The sequence below is a fragment of the Dyella sp. 2RAB6 genome (assembly GCF_052115385.1).
Taxonomy (GTDB): domain Bacteria; phylum Pseudomonadota; class Gammaproteobacteria; order Xanthomonadales; family Rhodanobacteraceae; genus Dyella_D.
In genome coordinates this window covers 104,911-126,807 of record NZ_JBFRGP010000002.1, presented here as the reverse complement: position 1 = coordinate 126,807, position 21,897 = coordinate 104,911, and the positions used below count along the sequence as shown (strand labels likewise).

Genomic DNA, 21,897 nt, shown 5'->3' with positions numbered 1-21,897 from the left:
CCAAGGACTTCCAAATGCAGACAACCTCCAAAGGCCGGGGCAGCGGCCTGCTCGGCGTGGTGATCTTCAGCGGCTCGCTGCCTGCCACGCGCGTCGCGGTGATGGGTTTCTCGCCATGGTTCCTGACTTCCGCACGCGCCGTGATCGCTGCTGCGCTCGGACTGCTGTTGCTCGGTGCCTTGCGTGAAAAACGCCCCTCGCGCGCCGACCTCGTATCGCTCGCCATCGTCGCCATCGGCGTGGTGGTCGGCTTCCCGCTGCTCACCGCGCTGGCGCTGCAGCACATCACCTCCGCGCAATCGATCATGTTCATCGGCCTGCTGCCGCTGGCCACCGCCTTGTTCGGCGTGCTGCGCGGCGCCGAACGGCCGCACCCGGCATTCTGGCTGTTCTCGGGACTGGGCAGCCTGGCGGTCGCCTCGTTCGCGCTGCTGCAGGGCGGCGCCATCGCCATCGAAGGGGCCTTGCTGATGGTGGGCGCGATCCTGCTGTGCGGCCTGGGCTATGCGGAAGGCGCCACGCTGTCGCGCCGGCTCGGCGGCTGGCAAGTGATTTCCTGGGCATTGGCGCTGGCCATGCCGGTGATGCTCGCCATTGCACTGGCGACGCGGCCGGCAAGCTGGGCCGGCATCGATACCTCCGCCTGGATCGGCCTGGCCTACGTCTCGGTCTTCAGCATGCTGATCGGCTTCGTGTTCTGGTACCGCGGCCTGGCGCTGGGCGGCATCGCTGGCGTGGGGCAGTTGCAGTTGCTGCAGCCGTTCTTCGGCCTGGCCCTGGCCGGCCTGCTGCTGCACGAACCAGTGGCCTGGACGATGGTGCTGGTCACCGTGCTGGTCGTGTTCTGCGTCAGCGGCGCCAGACGCTTCGCGTGAGCCATCCGGCGCACCGGGCTGTCAACAGGCACAGCAACGCCGTCGCCACGGCGGCCCGCGTGGCCGCGCCTTGCGCGCGGCGCCGATAAGCCAGCGCATAGATCGCCATCCGCTCGCCGTCATCGCGCGCCCAATCGTCGGGCTCCCGCCGCAGCGCTCGCGGCAACTGCCCCAGGCTCAGTTCTTCCGGATCGATCATCGCCTCACCACGACCAGCGCAGGCCGATGCGGCCGGCCAGCACACGCTGCCGCTCGCCCGCCAGGTTCTCGCTGTAGCTCACCGAGGCGTACACGCTGCCGCCGGAAAGAAACGTCACGGCCACGCCGGCGTCCACCTGTCCCAGGGTCTGGCGGGTGGAGGTGGCGATTGGCGCAGTGCCGCCGAAGCTGGTCGCATCGTCCGCCCCCGTCGTACGCAGCACATGCAGCCGCACATACGGTTGCCATGTCGCAGCACCCGCAGACCAGGTGCCAGCCAGGCGCACGCCGACACGCCCCGTCATGGCCTGTCCGCTGTGGAACGCAACACGGGAAATGCCATCGTCCATGCGGCCCAGCGCCAGGTGCTGCCATACCATCTGCGCCTGCGGCTCGATGCGCAGACCGTGGCCCAGCGCGAGCGACCAGCCGCTTTCCAGCGAGGCCGTCGCCGCATGGCCGTGCGCGGTGGCCTGTACGCCGTCGCGCGAGGTGGGGTCGAAGGTATAGGCAGTCCCCATCAGCACTGCGTCGGCATACCAGCCGCGCGGCGCGAGATGGGTCCAGTAGCCGCCCATGCTGTAGGCATCCAGGCGCAACTGGCCCACGGCCAGATCCTGCGTACCGGAGGCAAAGCCGCGCACGTCGCCGCTGGAGCGTGCGAAGCCGGCGAATACGCCGTAGTGGTTGCGCTGTCCTTCGGCGCCTTCGTCCGCATAGAGATCCTGGCCCACCTGCGCGCCGCTCAGCGTGCCGGTGTAACGCGGGTCCAGCGTGCCGCCTTGCGACATCGTGCTATGCCCGCCCCACACGCGGCCCCAGCTCGCGGGCAACTCGCCACGCTCGTCCAGCTGCGCCTGCTCGCCCTGGCGCGCATGGAAATTCTCCAGCTGCATCGCGCCGAGCTGGCGCGCCACGGATGGAGCGGCCGCATACAAAGCGGCTTCGGGGCGATACAGCACGACGGGTTGGGATGGTGTTGATGGGCTGGTTGCGGGTGCGGGTGCGGGTGCTGGTGCAGGTGCAGGTGCAGGTGCGGGTGCGGGTGCGGGTGCTGGTGCTGGTGCTGGTGCCGGTGCTGGTGCTGGTGCTGGTGCTGGTGCAGGTGCAGGTGCCGGTGCCGGTGCCGGTGCTGGTGCAGGTGCAGGTGCAGGTGCGGGAGCCGGCGCGGGTTGCGTATTCCGCAGATACCAATCTTCCGCCGTACCGGAGGTCACGCCGCCTTTCACCAGCAGGTATTCGTAGGCGCCGGCCTTCAACGACCCGCCGCTCAAGGCAAACGCGCCGGCATCGGTGGTCGCACCATTGGCAGCCTGCACGACCTGGATGCCGTCGGACACGGTGGCAGCGCCCTGCCCGCCCAGGTTGGTGATCTTCAACAGAGTCGAGCCAGTGGCGGTGCCGCCATCGACGACCAGCTTGTCCGCGGCCGAACCATCGCCGCCGAGCACCACGTTCATGGCGATCGTGCCATTGCGGCCGACATAGCTGCTCACGGTCAGTGCGCGCCCCACGCCCTGGTCGGCGCCGATGCGCACCAGGCCGGTATTGGTCAGCTGTCCGCGGATGGCGAAATTGCCGAGCGTGCCGCCAGCGAACGGCGCCAGCGCATCCGCCACCGCCACGGTGCCCTGGTTGTCCACATCGCCAACCACGCTGCCGTAGCCGCCGAGCGCCGCGCCGACGGGCACCGTCAAGGCGCCACGCAACGACGCACCCGGCGCGGTGGCATCGCCCACTGCCAACGTGCCACTCGCGCGCAATTGCAGGGCGCCCGTATAGCTGGAGCTGTCGGCGTTCAGCACCAGCACGCCCTGCTGCACGTCAACCGAAGTGATGCCGATGCCAGGCAGCGAGCGACCGACGATCCAGTTGCCATCGTCCAGCTTGCGCATGGTCTGGAAGTTGGCGATGGTCGGCAGCGTATCGCTGCCGCTGCCATTGAGCGTGAGCAGGTTGCTGCCGCCGCCACCGTCGATAGTGCCGCTCACCGACGAACCGCCGAACAGCCGCAGCGTGTCGTTGCCGCGCGCGAACACCAGGTTGCCGATTACCTTGCCCTTGTTGGTGAAGTCCAGCGTGCTGGTGCCGGTGGCGCCGATCACGTTGCCCGGCGCCTGGATCAAGCCGGTCTCGTTGTTGATGACGACGTTGCCGCCGGACTTGGCCTGGAACCAGATCGCCGCCGCGTTCATCGCGCGGATCGTGCCGCTGTTGATGATGTGGTTGCCCGCGGCCTGCGGATTCACCGCCTCGCCATTGTTCTCCGAACCCGCGGCCAGCACGGTCGCCCCTTGCTCCACCGTCAGCGTGCTGTCGCTGCGGAAGTCGATGGTGTTGGCGCCGGACTGGTACAGGCCCACCGCGCGCACCGCGTTGTTCTGCACCAGCGCGCCGGACTTGACCACGATGTTGGCGCGGTCGAACAAGGCGATGGCCGAGGCATCGCCCACCACGATCTGCGCGTTCGGGTTCACCGTCACGCTGGCACCGGTCGGTGCGGATGGGCCCGCGCCGACGGTGCTGGTCCAGGGACTGGGCGCCGCGGTGTCGCAGAGGGTCGACGTGCCCGTGGTGGTGCACGCCGCATGCGCCTGCGGCAGCCAGCCCAGGCTGGACAACATCGCCGCGCACAAGACCCGGCGCGCCGGCCAGGTCCGCGCCGGCACGCGGCGAAAATCTCGTTGGTGAAAGCTGCACACGGTGTGGATTCCCCCTTGCGCCAGGCATCGCCGCGGATGGAATCGCGCGCGAGCGAAGCAGCGGCCGATGGCGCCGCTGTTTGAAACGTGGATGCATGAATGACGATCAGGGAAGCGGATCGCGCCACGTCGTGGCAGCGGGCAACACGCTTCCGTCCCCAGGGTTCCCGCGCGGGTCCTTATGTCGACCGGTTCGCACAATCGAAAACGGGAGATGCAACCCTGCGAGTCCAGTGTAGGCAGGGGCAGGTTCCGGTGAAGGAGCCGCAGGATGCCAGCAAGTGGTCAGGCGGGGCCATTCGCGAACCCGTCAACAGCCGGCGTAGGTTGGGGTGAGCGCAAGCGAACCCCAACGTTGCGGCAACCTGCGAGCTTCGTTGGGGTTCGCTGCGCTCACCCCAACCTACGTGGCTACGCGGTCGGCTCCACTTCGCACACCTCGCGCGCGCAAGTCCTGGCATAACCCAGCACCAGACCCAGGCTCACCTCACTCTGCGCCAGCACCGCCACGATCAAGCCCACCTTGCCCCGCGGCACCTTGCACGCCACCAGCTTGTGCGTGCGCCCTTCGATCAGCAGATAACCCGGCGAGTCCGCCGCCAGCTCCGCCATCACGCTATGGGACAAGGCCATCAGCGAACTGGTCATCGCGGCGAACTTGCCCACCGACACGCGCGCCCGCGAACGCTCCGCGTAGCAGCGCCCATCGCGCAGCGCGAACATGCCGGCCACGATGCCGTCGCAGTGCTCCATGGCCTTGTCCAGCGCGATCAGGCACTGGCGCTGGCTGGGCATGTCGATATTCATGCGTTGCCCTCCGCCTGCCCCGCCACGCCGGGCTGATCGAAGCCGAAGCCGAATTCCAGGATCACCAGCAGCAGCTCGATCAGGTGGGCGATGTCCTCGCGCCGGCGTGCGTCGACCGGCATTACCGGCGCCATCAGGTCATGCGCGCGCACCGCTTCGCGGCAACGCTCGGCGATCGCCTCGGCCGCTTCCTCGCTCTTGTTCAGCGCCACGATGAACGGCATCTTGCGCAGATCGGCGCGATGGCGCGCCAGCGTGCGCGACAGCTCTTCCACCGCCTCGGGGCTGGTGGCATCGACCAGCACGATCGCGCCGAGCAGGCCGGCGCGCACTACATCGAACATATAGCTGAAGCGCTCCTGCCCCGGCAGTCCGTACAGCAGCACGCGGGATTCGCCCTCGTCCAGCTGCAGCTCGCCGTAGTCCAGCGCCACCGTGGTGGTTTCCTTCAGGTCGCGCAACTCGTCCGTGCATGGCACGTCGGTGGAGATCGGATCGATTTCGCTCAGCGCGCGGATGCAGGTGGTCTTGCCCGAGCCCGGAGCCCCCATGAAAACGATCTTGTGCACTTCGCCCATCATTTCCCCAATCCGAATCGGTGCAGGATGCGGCCGGCCAGCCCGGACCAGCGCCGGCGCTCGCCCTGCTCTTGAATCACAGAGGTCGGCGCCGCAGCCGCCTCGCGTACGCGCGGAACACGCTCGACCAGGCCAGCCGCGCGCAGGCGCTCGATGCACAGCTCGACGTAGCGCGAAGGCAACTCGGTCCGCTCGGCGATGCGCGGCAGCGGCAGCGCCCCGGCGGAAATGCTCGCGAGCACGCGCCACCAGGATTTCGGCCAGTCGCCGAGATCCCGCGGCCACGCCGTCAACCGGTACGACCACTCCAGCGATGGCGTGGCATCGGCGTACTGGCGTTCGCCCAGCACCCGGCTGCCCGCTTCGCTGAGCAGGGCCAGGATCTGCGGCGGACGCAGCGGCCGGTGCAGCGTGCCGCGTGGATGGTTGCGCGGCCGCGACGAACAGCCGATCACGCGCAGGTTGCCCGGCGGCACCGCGGGTGCGCCGGGATGGTCCACGTTGATCAGGCAGACATCGATGGGCAGCGCCGCTTCCAGCACGGCGGCGTCGACCACCCAGGCATGCTTCAGGTACGGCTTGAGCAGGCCCAGGATCGAACGCAGCGCACCGAGCTCCTCCGCGCTGAAGTTGGGGCACGCGATGCGCAGCGCGCGGACGCTGTCGTCTCGTCGATGCATGGCCGGTACTGCCATGGCGCTTTAGATCGAAGCCTCCAGCGCCACCATGCTCAGCCGCGAGCGCGTCAGCACCATGCCGATGTTGGCGCTGATGCGCGCGACGAACACCGCCACATGGCTGGGGTTCTTCTTCGAGCGGATGAACACGTGGATCAGGTTGGTGCTGAACACCACGATCTCATTGAAGTAGTGCGCACCGGCCGCACGATTGGTGATGCCGCGCGACTGGTCGAACAGGCGCTCGATCTCGGTCACGTTCTTGCCCTGGAACAGATCGCCGGTGGCGGCCGCGACCAGGTCGAGGATCTCGCCCGGATGCGAATCGACCGTCTTCACGCCCAGCAGGAAGCCGCTGGTCATATCCACGTAGCCGACCGCCACGCATTCGGGAACGTCGGTCTGCGCTGCCGACAGTGCTTTATCAAGGGACATCGGGTGCTCTCTCGTGAGTCAGAAGTTATGGGGTGTCGCCAGGTTGCAGTTGCCGGTGTCGACATAGATGCGTCCGGCCGGCGTGCGCGGCTCGCGGAAGAACGTGCGCGTCGGCGTGCATTCCTGCAGCGCGCGGCCGGCCAGCAGCGCCGTCGCGCCACCGACGTGCAGGCAGTCCAGTCGATTGTGCGTGGCGACCACCACGCAGGCGCGGCTGGCCACCACGCTCACCCGGTCGCGCACCACCCGCGCCATCGCCTCATCGAGGCCAGCCGTGGGTTCGTCCAACAGGTACAGGTCGGCCGGCGCGGCGAGCGCGGCCATCACCGCCAGGTACCTGCGCAGCGCGCGCGGCCATGCGGAAACCGGGGTTTGTGCATCGGCTTCGTGGTCGCGCCGGATCTCGCGCAGCCATGCGTGCCATGCATGGCTTGCGGCCGGGACTCCCTCTTCCAACAGATCGCACTGGCCAAGCCAGCCGATGGCCGGCGACGCTACCGCCAGCGGCAGGCCGCGCCAGCTCGCGACACCCAGCCATGCAGCATCACCGCGTGCCGCGATCGCACCGAGCAAGGAAGACTTGCCGCTGCCGCCACCGCCCACCAGGAACAAGGCGCCGGGCCGCTCGACTTCGAGCGACACCTGCCGCAGCACGCACTGCGTACCGCGCATGATCTCGATGTCGTATAGCGCCAGCATGGCTTACCCCTTGCGCTACCGAACATGGGGCGTTGGCGCGACGTGGGCATATGGTGTGGTGCGAGGTTGAGGGCGCACATGTCAGGGCGGGACACATGCGCAGTCAGTTCGGGCCGGGGTTCTTCACGACCTCGAAGGTGGAATCCTTCTCCCTTCGGGAGAAGGTGGCGGCAGCCGGATGAGGGTTCGAGCGGAGTGAAGCGCTTCACTTCGCCCGCACCCTCCCCCTCTCTCCCACGGGGACTACCTTCTGGGTGGCCGGTGGGAGAGGGGCTTTGCGCCAGGTGCAACCGGGTGATTGGCCCAAGTAGTCGCCCACCTGGCCCATTCCGACCTGGAACACGCCGGCGCGCACGGATAGGTTCCGCCCTTCCCGCCGACACGTACCCCCTCACATGCCCCCCATCCATCGCCTCGATGCCGAGGCCGCCGCCACTGCGCGCGAACCCGCGCACACCACCATGCTCATCGTCGAAGACCGCGCCGAGCTGCGCGACTCCCTGCGCTTCCTGCTCGAACGCTACGACCATGAAGTACTGCTCGCCGCCTCCGCCGAGGAAGGCCTCGCCGTGCTGCGCGCACGCTCGGACATCGGACTGCTGCTCACCGACATCGGCCTGCCCGGCCTCAACGGCTGGGAGCTCGCGCGCCAGGCGCGCGCGATGCGCCAGGGGCTCGCGGTGATCTATATGTCCGGGCACGCCTCCGCCGAATGGCACGCGCAGGGCGTGCCGCATAGCGTGTTCCTGGCCAAGCCGTTCGCGATGGACGACCTGACGGGCTGGATGAAAGCGCTGCTCGGCACGGGCCGCTGACGCGGCGCCGCGCAGGCGCGCCGCCCTACCTCGACAGCTGCCGCGGCGCGGCCTTCTCCAGATCGAGCAGATAGCCTATTCCGCGCATATAGGTCAGCGGCAGCTCGAAACCCGTGCGCTGCTCGACCTTGCGCCGCAGGCGGTGGATCAGCAGATCCAGGCGCGCACTGCGCGGCTCGTGCGAGGCGGTTTCCAGCACGCGCAGCAGGTGTTCCTTGCTCACCGGCATCTCCGGGGAACCGGCCAGATGCCGCAGCACCAGCCGCTCGACGAACGACAGCGGCGCGACGCGGCCATTGGGTGCCCATAGCTGCCAGTCATCGGCGGCGAAATGCCAGGCGCGGTCGGCCGGCAGCGGATCCGGGTCCAGCCGCGCAGTCAGGCGCGCCAACGCGGCCGCCAGCAGTTCGATACCCACCGGCTTAGGCAGGCACATATCCGCGCCTGCATGCAGTCCCTCCAGCGGCCCTTCCCTGGCGCCGATACCGGTGAGCAGCACGATGCCTGCGCTCGACTGGCTGCGCAGGCGCCGCACGACCGACAGGCCAGGTTCGTCCACCAGATTCGTGTCCACCACCACCACGTCGAACAATTGGCCGGCCCAGGCGCGGTAGAACTCCGCGGCTGTCGCCACGGCGGTGGCGGCAAACCCCGACTCGTGCAATGGCGCGAGCGCCGACGTGCCGCGCAAGCCCGCATCGGCGGTCACGATGATGACCTGGCGTTTCACCGCTGCCCGCATGGCACCGCCGAGTTTGCTATCGCTTTCATACTGCCCGCCTACATCCGCGCGGCCGGAAAACCCGACGGCAACTGGCATGAGATTAGTGAGCGGAGCCAGCGGGCCTCAATCGATCCAGAAAAAAACGCAAACGCACTTGTTGGATTTCGCAAACCGCTTGCGCCCCGGCTGACGCCGCCAGAAATCGGACCGACCGGATGAAAACGCGCTGCGCGACGCCAGGCCTGCGCAGCGCGCGTGCTCACCTGGCGCCGTCGCCGCTCGTGCCGGTGACGACGCGCACCACCACGCGCCGGTTGGGCGCGAGGCAGGCGATCAAGGCGTCTTTCGATGAAGCAGGACAGCTCTTCACCGGGTCGGCCTTGCCCCTGCCCTCGGCCTGCAGCGCCGCCGGCGGCACGCCGCGTGCGAGCAGTCGGTCACGCACCGCTTCCGCGCGGCGCCGGGACAGGTTCTCGTTGTGGGCATCGCCGCCGAGACGGTCGGTGTAGCCGGTGATATCGACACGCCGCAGCTGGTCGCCCTGCGCCGCCAGCTGTTGCGCGAAGCGATCGAGCTGCGCCTTGCCACGCTCGCTCAAGCTGGCGCTGTCGAACGCGAACAGCGCATCGGCGGAAAGCACCAGCTCCGCGGGCGGCGCATCGGCTACCGGCGCGGGCACCGGCGCCACGGCCACGTCCGCTTGCTGGTAGCGCGCGCACGACTCCGGATTCCAGTAGAAACTGCGCGCCAGCTTCTGCTCGTCGAACAACACCTTGAACTCGCAGGTGGTGACCGCATCGGTGGCCGCATCGCGGAAATGGAACAGGTAGTTCCATTCGCGCACGCCCCACACGCCCTCGTTGAAATGCGGATAGCCGATCAACGCCGAGATCTGCGGCTTGTTGAGGCCGGCCTTGACCAGGGCCAGGTTGGCGCGGTTCGGGAAAATGCCGTCCTTGGCCACCGGCACGGTGTCGCCCTGCGCCGGCCAGGCCAGTTGCCCGGCGCTGCCGCCGTCCCTGGCCACGTCGCGGCTGAGATTGCCGCACGCCGCCAGCACGCCGACGGCCGTGGCCAGCAGCACCATCCTGATCGATCCGCTCATGACATCGCTCATATCGCCGTCCTTTTCGTGCGTGATGAATATGCTTGCGTCGACCTCGCCGCGCGGGCTTGGCGGTCGCCGCCCGGTGCTTCAATTCCTCGATAGCTGGCGTGGTGCGGCCTTCTCCAGATCCAGCAGGTAGCCGATGCCGCGCATGTAAGTCAGCGGCAGTTCGAAGCCGGTGCGCTGTTCCACCTTGCGCCGCAGGCGGTGGATCAGCAGGTCCAGGCGCGCGGTGCGCGGCTCGTGCGCGGCGGCTTCCAGCAGGTGCAGCAGGCGCTCCTTGCTCACCGGCACGTCTGGCGAAGCAGCCAGGTGGCGCAGCACCAGCCGCTCGACGAAGGACAGCGGCGCGACCCGGCCATTGGGTGCCCATAGCTGCCAGTCGTCGGCGCCGAACTGCCAGGACTGCGCTAGCGGCAACGGTTCCGGATCCAGCCGTTCGGCCAGGCGGACCAGCGCCGCCGCCAGCAACTCGGCGTCGACCGGCTTGGGCAGGCACATGTCGGCACCGGCATGCAGTCCATCCAGCGGCCCTTCCTTCGTGCCGGTACCGGTGAGCAGCACGATGCCGGCGCGCGACATGCTGCGCAGATGGCGTACTACCGACAGGCCGTGCTCGTCGGGCAAAGCCACGTCCACCACCACCACGTCGAACAGCTGGCCGACCCAGGCGCGATAGAGATCCGTCGCCGACGCCATCGGCGTGGCGGCGAAGCCCGCTTCGTGCAATTGCGCGATCGCCGGGCCGCTGCGCAAGCGCTCTTCTGCCGTGACGATGGCCACCTGGCGTTTCACTGCTTCCCGCCTGTCACCGCCGAACTCGCGTTCACTACGTGCCACCCGCCTACATACGCGTTAAAGGAAGATCGACAGCGCAGGACGCATGGCGGCCCGTGCTGTCGCCGTGGACTGCATCGCCGTGGACTGCATCGCCATGGATCACCAGGCAATGTTCGCGCTGCCGCCCACCGCGGCATCGCCGCGGCTATTGGTCGAGGCGCTGAGCTTGAAGATGTAGCGGCCGGCTTCGGAGATCGTCGACATGCCCACCGCGATGCTCGATTCGCCATGGAAGGAGCCGACGCCCACGCCGGCCGTGCTCATGTTGGGCTGGTAACCCTGGCCGAGGCTGGCCATGGCGATGGCCGAGGCGACACCGGCGTTGGCGCGGTTGCCGATGCGATTGAGGTCGCGGTCGATGCTCTGGAAGCGCTGGTCGGTGTAGTTCTTCGACCAGTTCTTCGCCGCGGTGAGCGCGTCCTGCACCTGGCCGACCGTCGCGGCATCGGTAGCGTTCACGCCGGGCGCGACGTTGGTGATGGTGCGTTCGTTGCCAGGCGAACCGACCGACACGCTATTGGCGGTGTTGGCTACCGAGCCCGCGCCGATCGCCACGCTGTTGTTGCCGCTGGCGGTGGAACCCGCGCCCACCGCGGTGCTGTTGCTGCCCGAGGCGGTGGAACCGGCGCCGGCGGCGGTGGAGTTGCTGCCGGTGGCCGACGCGTTCGAGGTGTTGTCCGGGCTGGTCTGGTAGGTGTTGACGGTGTTGCCCGGGCCTTGCTGCGGCAGGTTGTTCACCGTGCTGGTGAGGTTCTGCAGGCTGGTGTAGAGCTGCTGCAGGGTCTGGTTGGTGGCGAACAGCTGCGAGCCGTTGATCGCATCCGTGCTGCTGCCGCTGATGCGGCCCGCCGCCAGGTTGGTGAGGGTGCGCTCCGCACCGACGCTGCCGAAGCTCACCGTCGAGCCTGGCGTCGCACCGGCGAAGTTGTAGGTGGTGCCCGCCAGGGTGGTGCTGGCCGTGCCCACGGCGGCGTCGGTGGTCGAACCCGCACCGAGCGCCACGCTGCCGGCGAAGGCCGCCTGCGTACCTGCGCCCAGCGCCATCGCCTGGATGCCGTTGGAGGTGGCATTGGTACCCAGCGCCACGCCATCGGCGAGATTCACCGTGGCGTTCTGCCCGATTGCCGTACCGCCCGGTGCGGTCTGCTGCACGATCGCGCCGTTGCCGATGCCTACGCCGTTGTCGCCGTTCACCGTGGTCTGCGGACCAACGGCCACCGACTCAGCACCTGCGGCCAGCGAATCGCTCGCGGTGGAGTTGGCGTGGAAGTATTTGATCGGCGTCACCGAGAACGAACTCATCGCGCCCTTCAACTGGCGCAGGCTCACCGCATCCTGGTCCAGCGTGCCGTCGGCGACGTTGGTGATCTGGCGGAAGTCGGTGGCGTTGCCGACCGACACCGCGCCAAGCAGGTTGCGGTCGGTGGTGTTGTACGGAATCACGTTGGTGCCCACAGTGATCGAACCGGACGCCGGCGCGATGGCACGGTCGGACACCGCGCCCGAACCCAGGGCCACGCCGCCCTGCACCGAGACGCCCGTGTTCTGGCCCAAGGCCGTACCGGAGGCGGCAGCCGCGGTGGCACCCACACCTGCGGCGATTGCGTTCAGTCCGCTGGCGCCGTTGTTGGCGTAGTTGCCGCCCTGCGTGCCGCCGTCGTTGACGCTGTAGTAGTGCGTGGCGCCGGCGGCGACCACGCTGCTGAGGTTGTCCACCGCCTGGTTGGTGGCGAACAGCTGCGAGCCGTTGATGGCGTCGGTGCTGCCGCCGTTGATGCGGCCGGCGGCGACGTTGGTGATGGTGCGCTCGGCGCCACCCGCGCCCACGCTCACCGTGCTGACCGGCGTGGTGCCGGCGAAGTTGTAGGCGGTGCCGGCGATCGTATAGCTGGCGGTGCCAACCGCCGTGGCGGTCGTCGAACCAGAGCCCAGCGCCACGTCATTGGCGTTGTTCGCCGCAGCGGCATTGCCTAACGCCACCGCGCCGGCCGCCAGCGCGTTGCTGGTGTTGCCGATCGCCACCGCGCCTTGCCCCTGCGCGCTGTTGGTATTGCCCAGCGCCACCGCACCATTGCCGTTGGCGGTGTTGTTGGCGCCGACCGCGATGGCGCCGGTGCCGGTGGCGGAGTTGGGATCGCCGATCGCCACCGCGCCGTTGCCGTTGGCGGTCTGGCCCTCGCCCAGGGCTACCGCGCCGGTGCCGCCGGTCACCCGCGAGTTGTGGCCGCCGGCGATGGCGCCGGTGCCGGCCGCCGCGGCGACGGTGCTGCTGTCGCCCAGGGCCGTGCTCGATGCCGCCAGGGCCTGCGCACCGTTGCCCAGCGCGATGCTGTTGGCCGCGCCGGCATTCGCCGCCGCACCGGTGGAATTGGCGCGAAAGTAATCGGAGTTGAAGATGTTCGCCGCCGAGGTGGAGAGGTTGGTGATGCCCGCGCCCGCGCGCAACTGGCCGGTGACATTGGAGTTGCCGGTGATCCAGGCACCGTTGTTGAGCACCCGGAAACCGACCGCACCGGCGATGGCATAGGTGTCGTCGCCACCCACCACCATGGCACCGCCGTTGATGCTGATGCGGTTGGGAGCAGTCGTCGAGCAAAGCGTCTGATCGCCCTGCCCCGCATTGGCGGTGTTGACCACCAGGTTGCTGCCGCTGGTGATCGAGTCGTAGACCTGGGTGCAGCCTCCATCTTTCTGGTTGTTGATGGTGAGCACCACCTGCGCGTCAGCCGGCTGCGCCAGCGCGAATGAAGCCGCCAATGCCGCCAGCGTGCCGGCGACCCTGTGCAACGACCGATTTCGACTCTTGCTGTAGACGTTGTTCATGGCTCCGAACTCTCCTTGGCGTGGCCAGTGGCCTGTACAGATCAAAGGGCGTGCTCGCGGCGTCGCGCCGCGCGCGCCGGCGCTATTCGCGCAGACGCAGGCCGCTCTCCCGCCGCTTGGCGGGTGTGGGTCGTCAGCGGGGAATGGCCCTGGCTATTGCCCGGGCGGGCGCGTCACTCGCGCCGGCACACCGGCGGGGACCGGCGGCATGCGGGTGGCTGCGAGGCGTTCAACCGGTGTCGATTGGACACCGGGCGGACCAGCACGTCGCACGCCGCGGCGGAAACTCCGGCGGCGTCTTCGTCGATGGGCATTGCAACGACATACCGGGTCTTGCTTGCGAATAGATACATGAGTGATGTCCGCCGATGCGCATGGAAAAGCCGGCGCAGGGCGGGCTTCTCCGTTGGGACATGGAGGACCGGCACCGGACAAAAACGCCCCTTGCCATCCCCCGCTAACACCCCTTGCCGCTACGCCCTTCCAAGGGCGCGCGCGCCTATTCGTCGAAAGCCCCCCTTAGGTCACACGACGAGACAGGTTGCACGCACGCATGCCGCTTTCGCGTCTGCTGCGTCCGTGCGAGGCAAGCTAATGGAAGGAAAATATTTGGACAATTCCACCAAATATCGCTTTATTTCCCTGCTTCTCGTTTTGTCGCGGCGGTAGAAAATCCTGCACTGCAAGCTGTGCTTGGCATCACGCGGCAGGCGTGGACCAGGTAGTGAACATGCCGTGATAGCGCGACAACGACAGCTATTGCGCTTCGTCCAGCACCAGCATGTATCCGGTGCCGCGGATCACTTCGAGCGGCAGCGGCAGGCCGGTCCGTTGCAGCACGCGGCGGCGCAGGCGATGCACCAGGCGCTCCAGGCTGGTGGGATCGAACTCGTCCAGCGTCGCCAGCAGGTCGGCCAGCAGCGCGGCGCGCGGCACCGGCGCGTGGTGCGTGGCGAACAGGCGCTTCAAGATGATCCGCTCCGGCATCGACAAGGCCAGCGCACGCTGACCCGGCGACGCCAGTTGCCAGCCATCCGCCTTCAACGACCAGTCGAGTTCGCCGCGGCTGCGCGCTGGCGTCCCGCCCAGGCGCGCGGCGAGGTTGTGCAGGGAGAGCGCCAAGGTTTCGGTTTCGACTGGTTTGGCGAAGCAGAGGTCCACGCCGGCTTGCAGGGCCTCGGCGTGTCCACGCGGCGGGTGCAGTTCCAGCAGCATGGCGATGCCGAGCGAGGAATGGCGGCGCAGATGGCGGGCCACCGCCAGACCGCTCTCGTCGGGCAGGTCTGCACCGAGCACGACCAGGTCATAGCGATCGCCGACCAGCGAGCGGTACAGCGCCGCCGCGGAACCCACCCCGACCACCTCGAAGCCATGCGCGGCGAGGCCGGGCAACAGTTCTTCCTCACGCAAGCGGGTGTCGTGGTCGGCCACGACCACGCCGATGGGCGTCTTGCCGCCCTTGCCTTCGATCAACCGCGCTACCCCCAGGCATGGCTGCTTCCACGCCGCATCGATGTCAGAAGCGGTCGGTGTCCGTCCCGGACCGCAACCGCCACGAGACTAGTGACGGGACAAGATGTCCTTCAATCGATCCAGGAAAAAACATAAGCGCCTTCGGTCGATTTCGCAAAAAGCGCTTCGTCTAGTGGTCGCTTGGGAGGAGCCGCCCAGGTTCGGTGGCGGCAAGGCATGCATGCGCATCGCGCAAAAAAGAACCGGCGATGGTAGGTCGCCGGTTTGAACGGTACAGCCAATGAGTCGGAGGTTTCATTGCACTGCCCACAGCCTAGGGAGGCTCCGTCTTCGGCCGCAACCGGACGGTCGGCGAAGTCCCCGGGGGCGAGGGCTGCGCGGCCGGCCAGAACGGGGCATCCTCCCCGGGCGGACGAGACGGTTATGGAAACGCGGCGCCGGTAGACCGTTGCGCGCCCTATGACGCCGCTCCCTCTACTGCGACCTTCGGTGGGAGTGGAAACCCGAAGGTGGGAGCCAGTGCGAGGTGGGTACAGGCTAGTGCCGGGGTGGTGGGCCGGCCATGTCAACACGGGCCAATCGTCGGTGCTGGTGTGCTTCAGTCCGACGGCAGCGGCCGTTCGCCGGCCAGCAGCTTGGCGCGCTGCAGCGCCTTGTCGCGCGCTTCCGCATGGCCGAGCACCTGGTAGATGCGCGCCTGCAGCGCCACCACCCGCACGTCGTCCTGCGCCCAGGCCGACAGCGTGCCGCTGACGGTCAGCGCCTGGTCCGCCTGCCCCGCCTTCAACAAGGCCGTGGCGTAGGAGCTGCCGACATTGACGATCAGCGCCGCCACGCCTTGCTTGCGCACGCGCGCCAGCAAGCCTTCGAGCAGGGCCAGGCCGCGCGGCGGATCTTTTGCCGCGACCAGTTCCGCCTGCGCCAGGCCGGCGTACAGCGGCGGCCAGTCGCCATCGCCCGGCGGCTGTTCCTTCGCCCAGGCGGCGAAGCGTTCGGCTTCCTTGGCGGCTTCGTCGGCATGTCCGCCGCGCGCCAGGGCACGCACCAGCACCAGCCACACGGTGGAGCGGTCCTGCTGGTCCAGGCCGTCCTGCTGCGCCATCGCCTGGTGTGCGTAGCGCGCGGCTTCGGCGGGGTCTCCCATGTCGTAAGCCATCTGCGCCAGCAAGGCCGGCACTTCGGCGGCGAGTATGGCGTCCTCGTGCGGATCGATCTCGCGCAACAGCTGATGCGCGAGCGACGAGGCTTCCAGCATGCGGCCGTTGTCGGCCAGCGCGATGGCGCGCACGAAGGTGAGCTCGCGCCGCATATGCACGTCGACCAGGTCGGCGCTCAGCGGCCAGAAGCGGTCGCTGATCGACAGTTCGTCGCGATACTTGAGTTGCTGCTTGGCGACGCTGGCCATGCCGTCAAGTTCCGCCGGCAGCATGGTGCGTGCGCCGTAGCGGGCGTCCTGGTCGTAGGCGCGCTGCAGGAAGCTCATCGCGCTGTCGAGCTGGCCCTGCTTGGCGGCGATCAGGCCCATGTCGAAATCCGCGCGCGACATACCGAACACATTGCCGGTCAGCGTATAGGTGGCGCGGCCCTTGCCCAGGTAAGTCATGGCCAGGTCGAGCTTGTCCTGCGACTGCGCCAGCCAGGCGCGGTTGAGGTAAGCGTTGGCCAGATCGTCGTTGGCCTTGGCCTGTTCCAGCAGGCCGATCGCCTGGTCCAGCATCGCCGCGCCGCGGTCCAGTTGCTTTGCGGCGGCGTAGCGCATGCCCAGGGTAAACAGCACGCGTCCGCGCAGGATCGGATCCTTGCTCTGCTCCTTGTCCAGACGCGCCAGCAGCTCGCGCAGGCGTTTCTCGCAGGCGTCGCGCTCGCCGCGATCGCATTCGAGGATGGCGCGGGTGTATTCGATCTTCGGATCGTTGCGCCAGGTCTCGGGCACCTCGTCGATCACTTTCTGCGCGACCTCGATCTGGTTTTCCAGGCGCGCCGCGGCCACCTTGGCCAGCCAGTCGTCCAATGGCGATGGCGCCTGCGTGTTGTTGCCGCCGGGCGCGCCCAGGCGCCGCACCAGGGCGTCGGACGCCTGCTTGGCGGCAGCGAGCACGTCGCTGGCGATGATGTCCACGCCGTCGATATGTCCCTCGGCCGAACGCAAGCCCAGATGGATGCGCCAATGGCCTTCGAGGAAGGTCACTTCCGGCGCCACCTGCCAGGTGGCATCGAACGGATGCTTGCTGTCGTCCTCATCGCCGAACGCGCCGTCCTTGGACAAGGCCACCACCGTTTCGCTGGGCACGGTGCGCAAGCCGGCGGCGCGCAGATGGTTGGCGACGATGTCCATCACGCCGTAGCGCAACCAGCCCCACTCGCCTTCCGCCTGCACCTTGGCCGGCAGCACCACCACCAGCGCCGCCGGTACCAGGGTTTGAGAAGCCGGCGCCGCACGCCGCGCATGCCACCACCAGCCGGCGGCGAGCAGCACACAGGCGGCGATGGCGACGGCGGCGATCCAGAGATATCTGCGCCGGCGCGGTCGCGCGGCGGATGCCGACACCTCCGCCACCGCTTCGTCGTCCACTGCAACGGCAGCGCGTTCAGCGCTGTTGCGTTCGTAGACGACGGCTTCCGGCGCGACGGTATCGACCGTGGTCTCGGCGACCCAGTGGTAGCCCACCCGCGGCACCGTGCGGATGCACGAGGTGTCGCTTTCCCACAGCCGGCGCAGGCGCACGATATGCTGCGCCAGCAGGTTGTCGCTGACTTCGGTGCGGCCCCAGACTGCGGCAATCAGCTCGTCCTTGCCGACCGGCCGCTGGCGGTGTTCGACGAGGTAGACCAGGCAATCGAAGGCGCTGGCCGGGAGGGCGATCAGCTCACCGTCCCGCCGCAGCTCGCGGGCCAGGGGATCCAGGCGGAACTGGCCGAAGACATAAACGGGTTTCTCCATGGACGCGCATGATACGGCCCAGCCCTTGCCATGGGCTGTGTCAATGAGTCGCCCCCTGTGGTGAATGAGCGTCCACGCCCCGACAGGCCCCGCGGAGTAGCGGCCAGAGGCGCTGACGGCGGCGTAGCGGGCGTAGGTTGGGGTGAGCAAAGCGAACCCCAACGTGACCTCCCCCGCGCGCATCGCCTCGTCGGGGTTCGCTGCGCTCACCCCAACCTACGCCGGCCTCATAGCGCCGCCCGAAGCACCCGACTCCATATAAAGGCCCGCCCGCACATCGAAAACGCATGCTTTATTCATGCCTTGCGAATGCCGTTTCCACGTAGAAACCGAGACTTGCGTCTCATCGCTCCGCACCCCGCGGAGAGCTGGAGACCGCGATGTCACCGATGCCTCCCGACCGCCTGGTCGTACCCGCCGCCCACACGTTCGCCCTGCGCCGCCTGCTGGTCGCCCATGGCGGGCCGGTAACGCATGCCTTCGACGAACTCGAACGACCGCTGGTTCATGCCGGCAGCGAGGGCAGCGTCGCCTTGCGTCTGGATGACCAGTGGTGCGCCCGGGTAGAAAACCTGGGCTTGCCGGAGCTCGGCCACCTGGCCGGCCGTGCCTGCCGCGTCGCCGAACACGGCGTGCTCGGCTTCGCCCTGCTGAGCTGCCCGACCCTCGGCGAGGCGCTGAAGCTGTGGGCGCGCTTCGCCCCCACCCTCGCCGGCGGTTTCGAGCTGCGCAGGGCGGTGGTGCCGGGTGGTGCCGAATTCATCGTGCGCGACCTCTATCCGCTGCTGCCCGGCCGCTCGTTTGCGCTGGACCGCTTCGTCGCCTTCACCCTTGGCCTGTGCGAACAGCTCGCCGGCCTGCCGCCGCAGGCGATGGCGCTGTACCTGCCGGCGCGCGCGCTGAGCCGCGCCGTGGCCGCCTCCCGCCACCACCCGATGCCGGCCTTGGCCGGCGATCCGGGCCAGGTGCGCCTGATCGTCTCCAACGCCAGCCTGGCTACGCCGATCGCCAGCGCCCATGCCGGCGTGCTGGGCGTGCTGCTGGAGCAGTGCGAGCTGGAACACGCCCGCGTCCGCCGCCCCGGCGACTGGGCCGGCCGCGTCGAGCATCTGCTGGATCGCCGGCTGGACCTTTCCTTCCCGATCGAAGCCGCCGCCAAGGCGTTGTGCGTGTCTACCCGCACGCTGAAGCGCCGGCTGCAGGAAGAAGGCTGGAGCTACCGCACCCTGGTCGACGAAGTACGCAAGCGCGAAGCCCTGCGCGCCATGAACAACCCCTCGCTGCGCCTGGAAGACATCGCCAGCCTGGTCGGCTACACCGACCAGGCCAACTTCGCCCGCGCCTTCCGCCGCTGGACCGGCCAGGCCCCCGGCACCTATCGCGCGGAACAAACGGCTAAGGTCACGCCGCTGCGCCAGGCATTCCGCGCAGCGGCATAAAAAAAGCCTCGCTACGCATCGCCCATAGCGATGCGCAGCGAGGCTTCGAATGCCAGATCGGATCAACCCCAGAAGCGCGTATCGCCCTTCAGCGGCGAAGCCAGCACGGTGCGGTCCAGCCACGATGTGTTGAACCACGCCACGAAGTCGTTGCGCATCTGCGGCGTCAACTCATGCTTGGCCAGATAACGCCGCTGCCGGCAAGCGCTGCCGTGCCGCGCTAACTGCACGGCCGTATGCTCGGCGTGCTGCAGCGGCATCTGCTCGTCCAGCACGCCATGCCCGACAAAAGCATGCAGATGGTCGTGCTGAGCATCCATCGCCAGCACTTCTCCCGCCAGCGGCAAACGACCGCCGAGCAAACCGAGCCCGTGCGCAGGCCGCGCCGCATCCAGCGCCATCGACGCCGCCAGCAAGCCACCCTGCCCGAAGCCCGCGACCGCCGTGCGCGCCGCATCGACACCCAGCCACGCCTGCAACATGCCGACAAAGCCGAGCATGCCTTCGAGACTGGAACGAAACGCCGGACTCATCGCCGGGCCATCGGATGCCTCCAGCGCCGCCAGATCCCACGCAAACGCCCCGCGCCGCAACGGCACGCAAGCCCGCGGCATCACCACCGCCACGCCATCGGCGATTCTTTCCGCCACGGCAGCGAACTGCGTTTCGCATTCACCGCCCTCATGCAACAGCACGAGCAGCGAAGCGACATAACCGTAGCCGCCCTTGCGCAACAGGAAGGGAAATGCGAAACGCGGATCGTCGATCCATTCCAATCCCTGGTCACGGGGCTGCGGGATCCGTTCCCGCGCAAGCAGAGAAGTATGACGTGACATGACGGCCAGACGAACGAAGAAGGAGACAACAGCACGCCTCGCGCCCGGCAAGGACAACACAGGGAGGCGCATGGGTGACGATGATCGCAGCTGCCGACTCGAAAGCTTGCCAACCATGGCGTGCGAGACATCGCATCGAACCGTGCGGACACCTCAATGCATGCGTGCGCCCGATCACGGAATGAGGCCAGTATCCGTATTCGCGAATGAAGCGGAAGGTGATTTGGGGCCCTGGGTGGGTCAGGGCGGGCCAGTGGCGTGGGGTGTTGAGTAGCGTGTCGGTTGTGCACGCGACAAGGAAGTCCGCGACGCCCTCACCAAAAGCCACGAGCAAGCGGCGCAGCCGCGCGTTCCGCTCGCGCGCTCTTGATCTTGGCTCTTGATCTTGGCTCTTGATCTTGGCTCTTGATCTTGGCTCTTGATCTTGGCTCTTGATCTTGGCTCTTGATCTTGGCTCTTGATCTTGGCTCTTGATCTTGGCTCTTGATCTCCGGGTCCCCTTGGCGCCGGCGGTGAGGGCTGGACGAAAAGGCCCCGAAGGGGGCGAGGACATGGATGTCCTCGCCTTTTTGCCAGGGCAGGATGCCCTGTCAAAAAGCCCGGCCAGCCCTCACGGACCCTCCGGTGGCGTAGCCACCGGAGGGCGCCAAGCAGGGTGCCCTTCTCTTTGCTTGCGTTCTCTTGGGCAAGCAAGAGAAAGTAAGTCGCCCCGCGGCAGCGGGGCGAAACACTCGCCGAAGGCGAGACACAGGTGCGTCAACGCGACAATCAAACGCGACCGCTACTGGATGATTCGCTTCGCTCACCCCTTCGGGGCCGCCCTGCGGGCGTTCTTCGCGCTACGCGCTCGTCCGGCCTGCGCCGGAATGACGAGCAAGGCGGGCTCCGGTCACGCACAAGGGCGAGCCAAACACTTGAGCCACCCAGTGGCGCATGACACGATCCCAGCGGTGAGCGACAAACCCACCCCATCCACCCACCTGCGAGACCTCACCCGCCTGCGCCGCGTCCGTGACCGCATCGACCGCGAATACGCCCAACCACTCAACGTAGAAACCCTGGCCACCGACATCGGCATGTCCGCCGGCCACCTCAGCCGCCAGTTCCGCCTCGCCTACGGCGAATCCCCCTACTCCTACCTGATGACGCGCCGCATCGAACGCGCCATGTCCCTGCTGCGCCGCGGCGACCTCGCCGTCACCGACGTCTGCCTCGAAGTCGGCTGCGCCTCCCTGGGCACCTTCAGCACCCGCTTCACCGAACTCGTCGGCATGTCCCCCGGCGCCTACCGCAAGCAACAAGCAGAGATCACCACCGGCCTGCCCTCCTGCGTGGCCAGGCAGGTCACGCGACCGATCAGGAATCGAGAAGCGCCGGAAACAGAGCCGCAGGTAGATTGATCGCCGTGGACCCACCCCACGCCAACCCACCTGAGACCGACGCCATGGACATCACCATCCATTCCAGCTTCCTCCCCCAGAACGACCCCGACGCCGCCCTCGCCTTCTACCGCGACACGCTCGGCTTCGAAGTGCGCAACGACGTCGGCTACGGCGGCAAGCGCTGGATCACCGTCGGCCCCGCCGGCCAGCCCGCCATCAACATCGTGCTGTACCCGCCGGACGCCAGCCCCGGCATCACCGACGACGAGCGCCGCACCATCGCCGAGATGATGGCCAAGGGCACCTTCGGCATCGTCCTGCTGGCCACGCACGACCTCGCCGGCGCGTTCGAGAAGCTGCAGGCGCGCGATGCGGATATCGTGCAGGAACCGACCGACCAACCGTATGGCGTGCGCGATTGCGCGGTGCGCGATCCGGCCGGAAACATGTTGCGAATTCAGCAGCTGCGTTAAAGCCACAGAAAGCACGGCGTAGGTTGGGGTGAGCGCAGCGAACCCCAACATGGCGGCGCGGTGCGAAGCCTG

19 protein-coding genes are annotated in these 21,897 nt (G+C 68.0%); 5 read left to right on the top strand and 14 right to left on the bottom strand.

Features of this window, described 5'->3' with window-relative positions:
• Window positions 1-14 precede the first annotated feature (14 nt).
• Window positions 15-875 (top strand): DMT family transporter, encoded by an 861-nt coding sequence (locus tag AB4083_RS04610; RefSeq protein ID WP_441606579.1) that lies wholly within the window; start codon window positions 15-17, stop codon window positions 873-875.
• On the opposite strand, the gene AB4083_RS04605 is transcribed toward AB4083_RS04610, so the two are convergent.
• The 7 genes from AB4083_RS04605 to AB4083_RS04575 all read right to left on the bottom strand — a co-directional run bounded on the left by AB4083_RS04605 (window position 850) and on the right by AB4083_RS04575 (window position 6,971).
• On the bottom strand, window positions 850-1,074 hold the full coding sequence (locus tag AB4083_RS04605; RefSeq protein ID WP_441606578.1) for a hypothetical protein: 225 nt from the start codon (window positions 1,072-1,074) through the stop codon (window positions 850-852). The two genes, AB4083_RS04610 and AB4083_RS04605, sit on opposite strands and share 26 nt — an antisense overlap.
• 4 nt (window positions 1,075-1,078) lie before the next feature.
• Window positions 1,079-3,742 (bottom strand): autotransporter family protein, encoded by a 2,664-nt coding sequence (locus tag AB4083_RS04600; protein WP_441606577.1) that lies wholly within the window; start codon window positions 3,740-3,742, stop codon window positions 1,079-1,081.
• A gap of 444 nt (window positions 3,743-4,186) precedes the next feature.
• Window positions 4,187-4,582, bottom strand: coding sequence for a hypothetical protein (locus tag AB4083_RS04595; protein ID WP_441606576.1), 396 nt, complete (start codon window positions 4,580-4,582; stop codon window positions 4,187-4,189).
• Window positions 4,579-5,151: a GTP-binding protein gene (locus AB4083_RS04590; RefSeq protein ID WP_441606575.1), complete on the bottom strand. Its 573-nt coding sequence runs from the start codon at window positions 5,149-5,151 to the stop codon at window positions 4,579-4,581. Before AB4083_RS04590 ends, AB4083_RS04595 begins: the two co-directional genes overlap by 4 nt.
• 8 nt (window positions 5,152-5,159) lie before the next feature.
• Window positions 5,160-5,840 carry a hypothetical protein gene (locus AB4083_RS04585; RefSeq protein ID WP_441606574.1) on the bottom strand — a complete coding sequence of 227 codons (681 nt, stop codon included), beginning with the start codon at window positions 5,838-5,840 and terminating at the stop codon, window positions 5,160-5,162.
• 21 nt (window positions 5,841-5,861) lie between these two features.
• The gene (locus AB4083_RS04580) at window positions 5,862-6,272 is read right to left on the bottom strand and encodes a hypothetical protein (protein WP_441606573.1); all 411 of its coding nucleotides are present in this window, start codon (window positions 6,270-6,272) and stop codon (window positions 5,862-5,864) included.
• Between the two features lie 18 nt (window positions 6,273-6,290).
• Window positions 6,291-6,971, bottom strand: coding sequence for an ATP-binding cassette domain-containing protein (locus tag AB4083_RS04575; RefSeq protein ID WP_441606572.1), 681 nt, complete (start codon window positions 6,969-6,971; stop codon window positions 6,291-6,293).
• Window positions 6,972-7,366: 395 nt separating this feature from the next.
• On the opposite strand from AB4083_RS04575, the gene AB4083_RS04570 reads away from it, so the two are divergent.
• The gene (locus AB4083_RS04570; RefSeq protein WP_441606571.1) at window positions 7,367-7,786 is read left to right on the top strand and encodes a response regulator; all 420 of its coding nucleotides are present in this window, start codon (window positions 7,367-7,369) and stop codon (window positions 7,784-7,786) included.
• Between the two features lie 25 nt (window positions 7,787-7,811).
• On the opposite strand, the gene AB4083_RS04565 is transcribed toward AB4083_RS04570, so the two are convergent.
• The 6 genes from AB4083_RS04565 to AB4083_RS04540 all read right to left on the bottom strand — a co-directional run bounded on the left by AB4083_RS04565 (window position 7,812) and on the right by AB4083_RS04540 (window position 17,695).
• Window positions 7,812-8,516, bottom strand: a complete 705-nt coding sequence (locus AB4083_RS04565; protein ID WP_441606570.1) for a response regulator transcription factor — start codon at window positions 8,514-8,516, stop codon at window positions 7,812-7,814.
• A gap of 253 nt (window positions 8,517-8,769) precedes the next feature.
• Window positions 8,770-9,627 carry an OmpA family protein gene (locus tag AB4083_RS04560; protein ID WP_441606569.1) on the bottom strand — a complete coding sequence of 286 codons (858 nt, stop codon included), beginning with the start codon at window positions 9,625-9,627 and terminating at the stop codon, window positions 8,770-8,772.
• Between the two features lie 78 nt (window positions 9,628-9,705).
• Window positions 9,706-10,413 (bottom strand): response regulator transcription factor, encoded by a 708-nt coding sequence (locus AB4083_RS04555; RefSeq protein WP_441606568.1) that lies wholly within the window; start codon window positions 10,411-10,413, stop codon window positions 9,706-9,708.
• Window positions 10,414-10,557: 144 nt separating this feature from the next.
• Window positions 10,558-13,281 carry a YadA family autotransporter adhesin gene (locus tag AB4083_RS04550; RefSeq protein ID WP_441606567.1) on the bottom strand — a complete coding sequence of 908 codons (2,724 nt, stop codon included), beginning with the start codon at window positions 13,279-13,281 and terminating at the stop codon, window positions 10,558-10,560.
• Between the two features lie 756 nt (window positions 13,282-14,037).
• Window positions 14,038-14,754: a response regulator transcription factor gene (locus tag AB4083_RS04545; protein WP_441606566.1), complete on the bottom strand. Its 717-nt coding sequence runs from the start codon at window positions 14,752-14,754 to the stop codon at window positions 14,038-14,040.
• Between the two features lie 598 nt (window positions 14,755-15,352).
• Window positions 15,353-17,695 (bottom strand): winged helix-turn-helix domain-containing protein, encoded by a 2,343-nt coding sequence (locus AB4083_RS04540; RefSeq protein WP_441606565.1) that lies wholly within the window; start codon window positions 17,693-17,695, stop codon window positions 15,353-15,355.
• Between the two features lie 380 nt (window positions 17,696-18,075).
• Between AB4083_RS04540 and AB4083_RS04535 the strand changes: the two genes are divergently transcribed.
• Entirely contained in the window at window positions 18,076-19,134 is a 1,059-nt protein-coding gene (locus tag AB4083_RS04535; protein WP_441606564.1) for a helix-turn-helix domain-containing protein, read from the top strand.
• Window positions 19,135-19,196: 62 nt separating this feature from the next.
• On the opposite strand, the gene AB4083_RS04530 is transcribed toward AB4083_RS04535, so the two are convergent.
• Window positions 19,197-20,027: an alpha/beta hydrolase gene (locus AB4083_RS04530; RefSeq protein WP_441606563.1), complete on the bottom strand. Its 831-nt coding sequence runs from the start codon at window positions 20,025-20,027 to the stop codon at window positions 19,197-19,199.
• An 893-nt stretch (window positions 20,028-20,920) separates the two neighbouring features.
• Here AB4083_RS04530 and AB4083_RS04525 point away from each other — a divergent pair.
• Together AB4083_RS04525 and AB4083_RS04520 are read left to right on the top strand one after the other, a co-directional pair.
• Entirely contained in the window at window positions 20,921-21,370 is a 450-nt protein-coding gene (locus AB4083_RS04525; protein WP_441606562.1) for a helix-turn-helix transcriptional regulator, read from the top strand.
• A 44-nt stretch (window positions 21,371-21,414) separates the two neighbouring features.
• On the top strand, window positions 21,415-21,825 hold the full coding sequence (locus AB4083_RS04520; protein WP_441606561.1) for a VOC family protein: 411 nt from the start codon (window positions 21,415-21,417) through the stop codon (window positions 21,823-21,825).
• Window positions 21,826-21,897 lie beyond the last annotated feature (72 nt).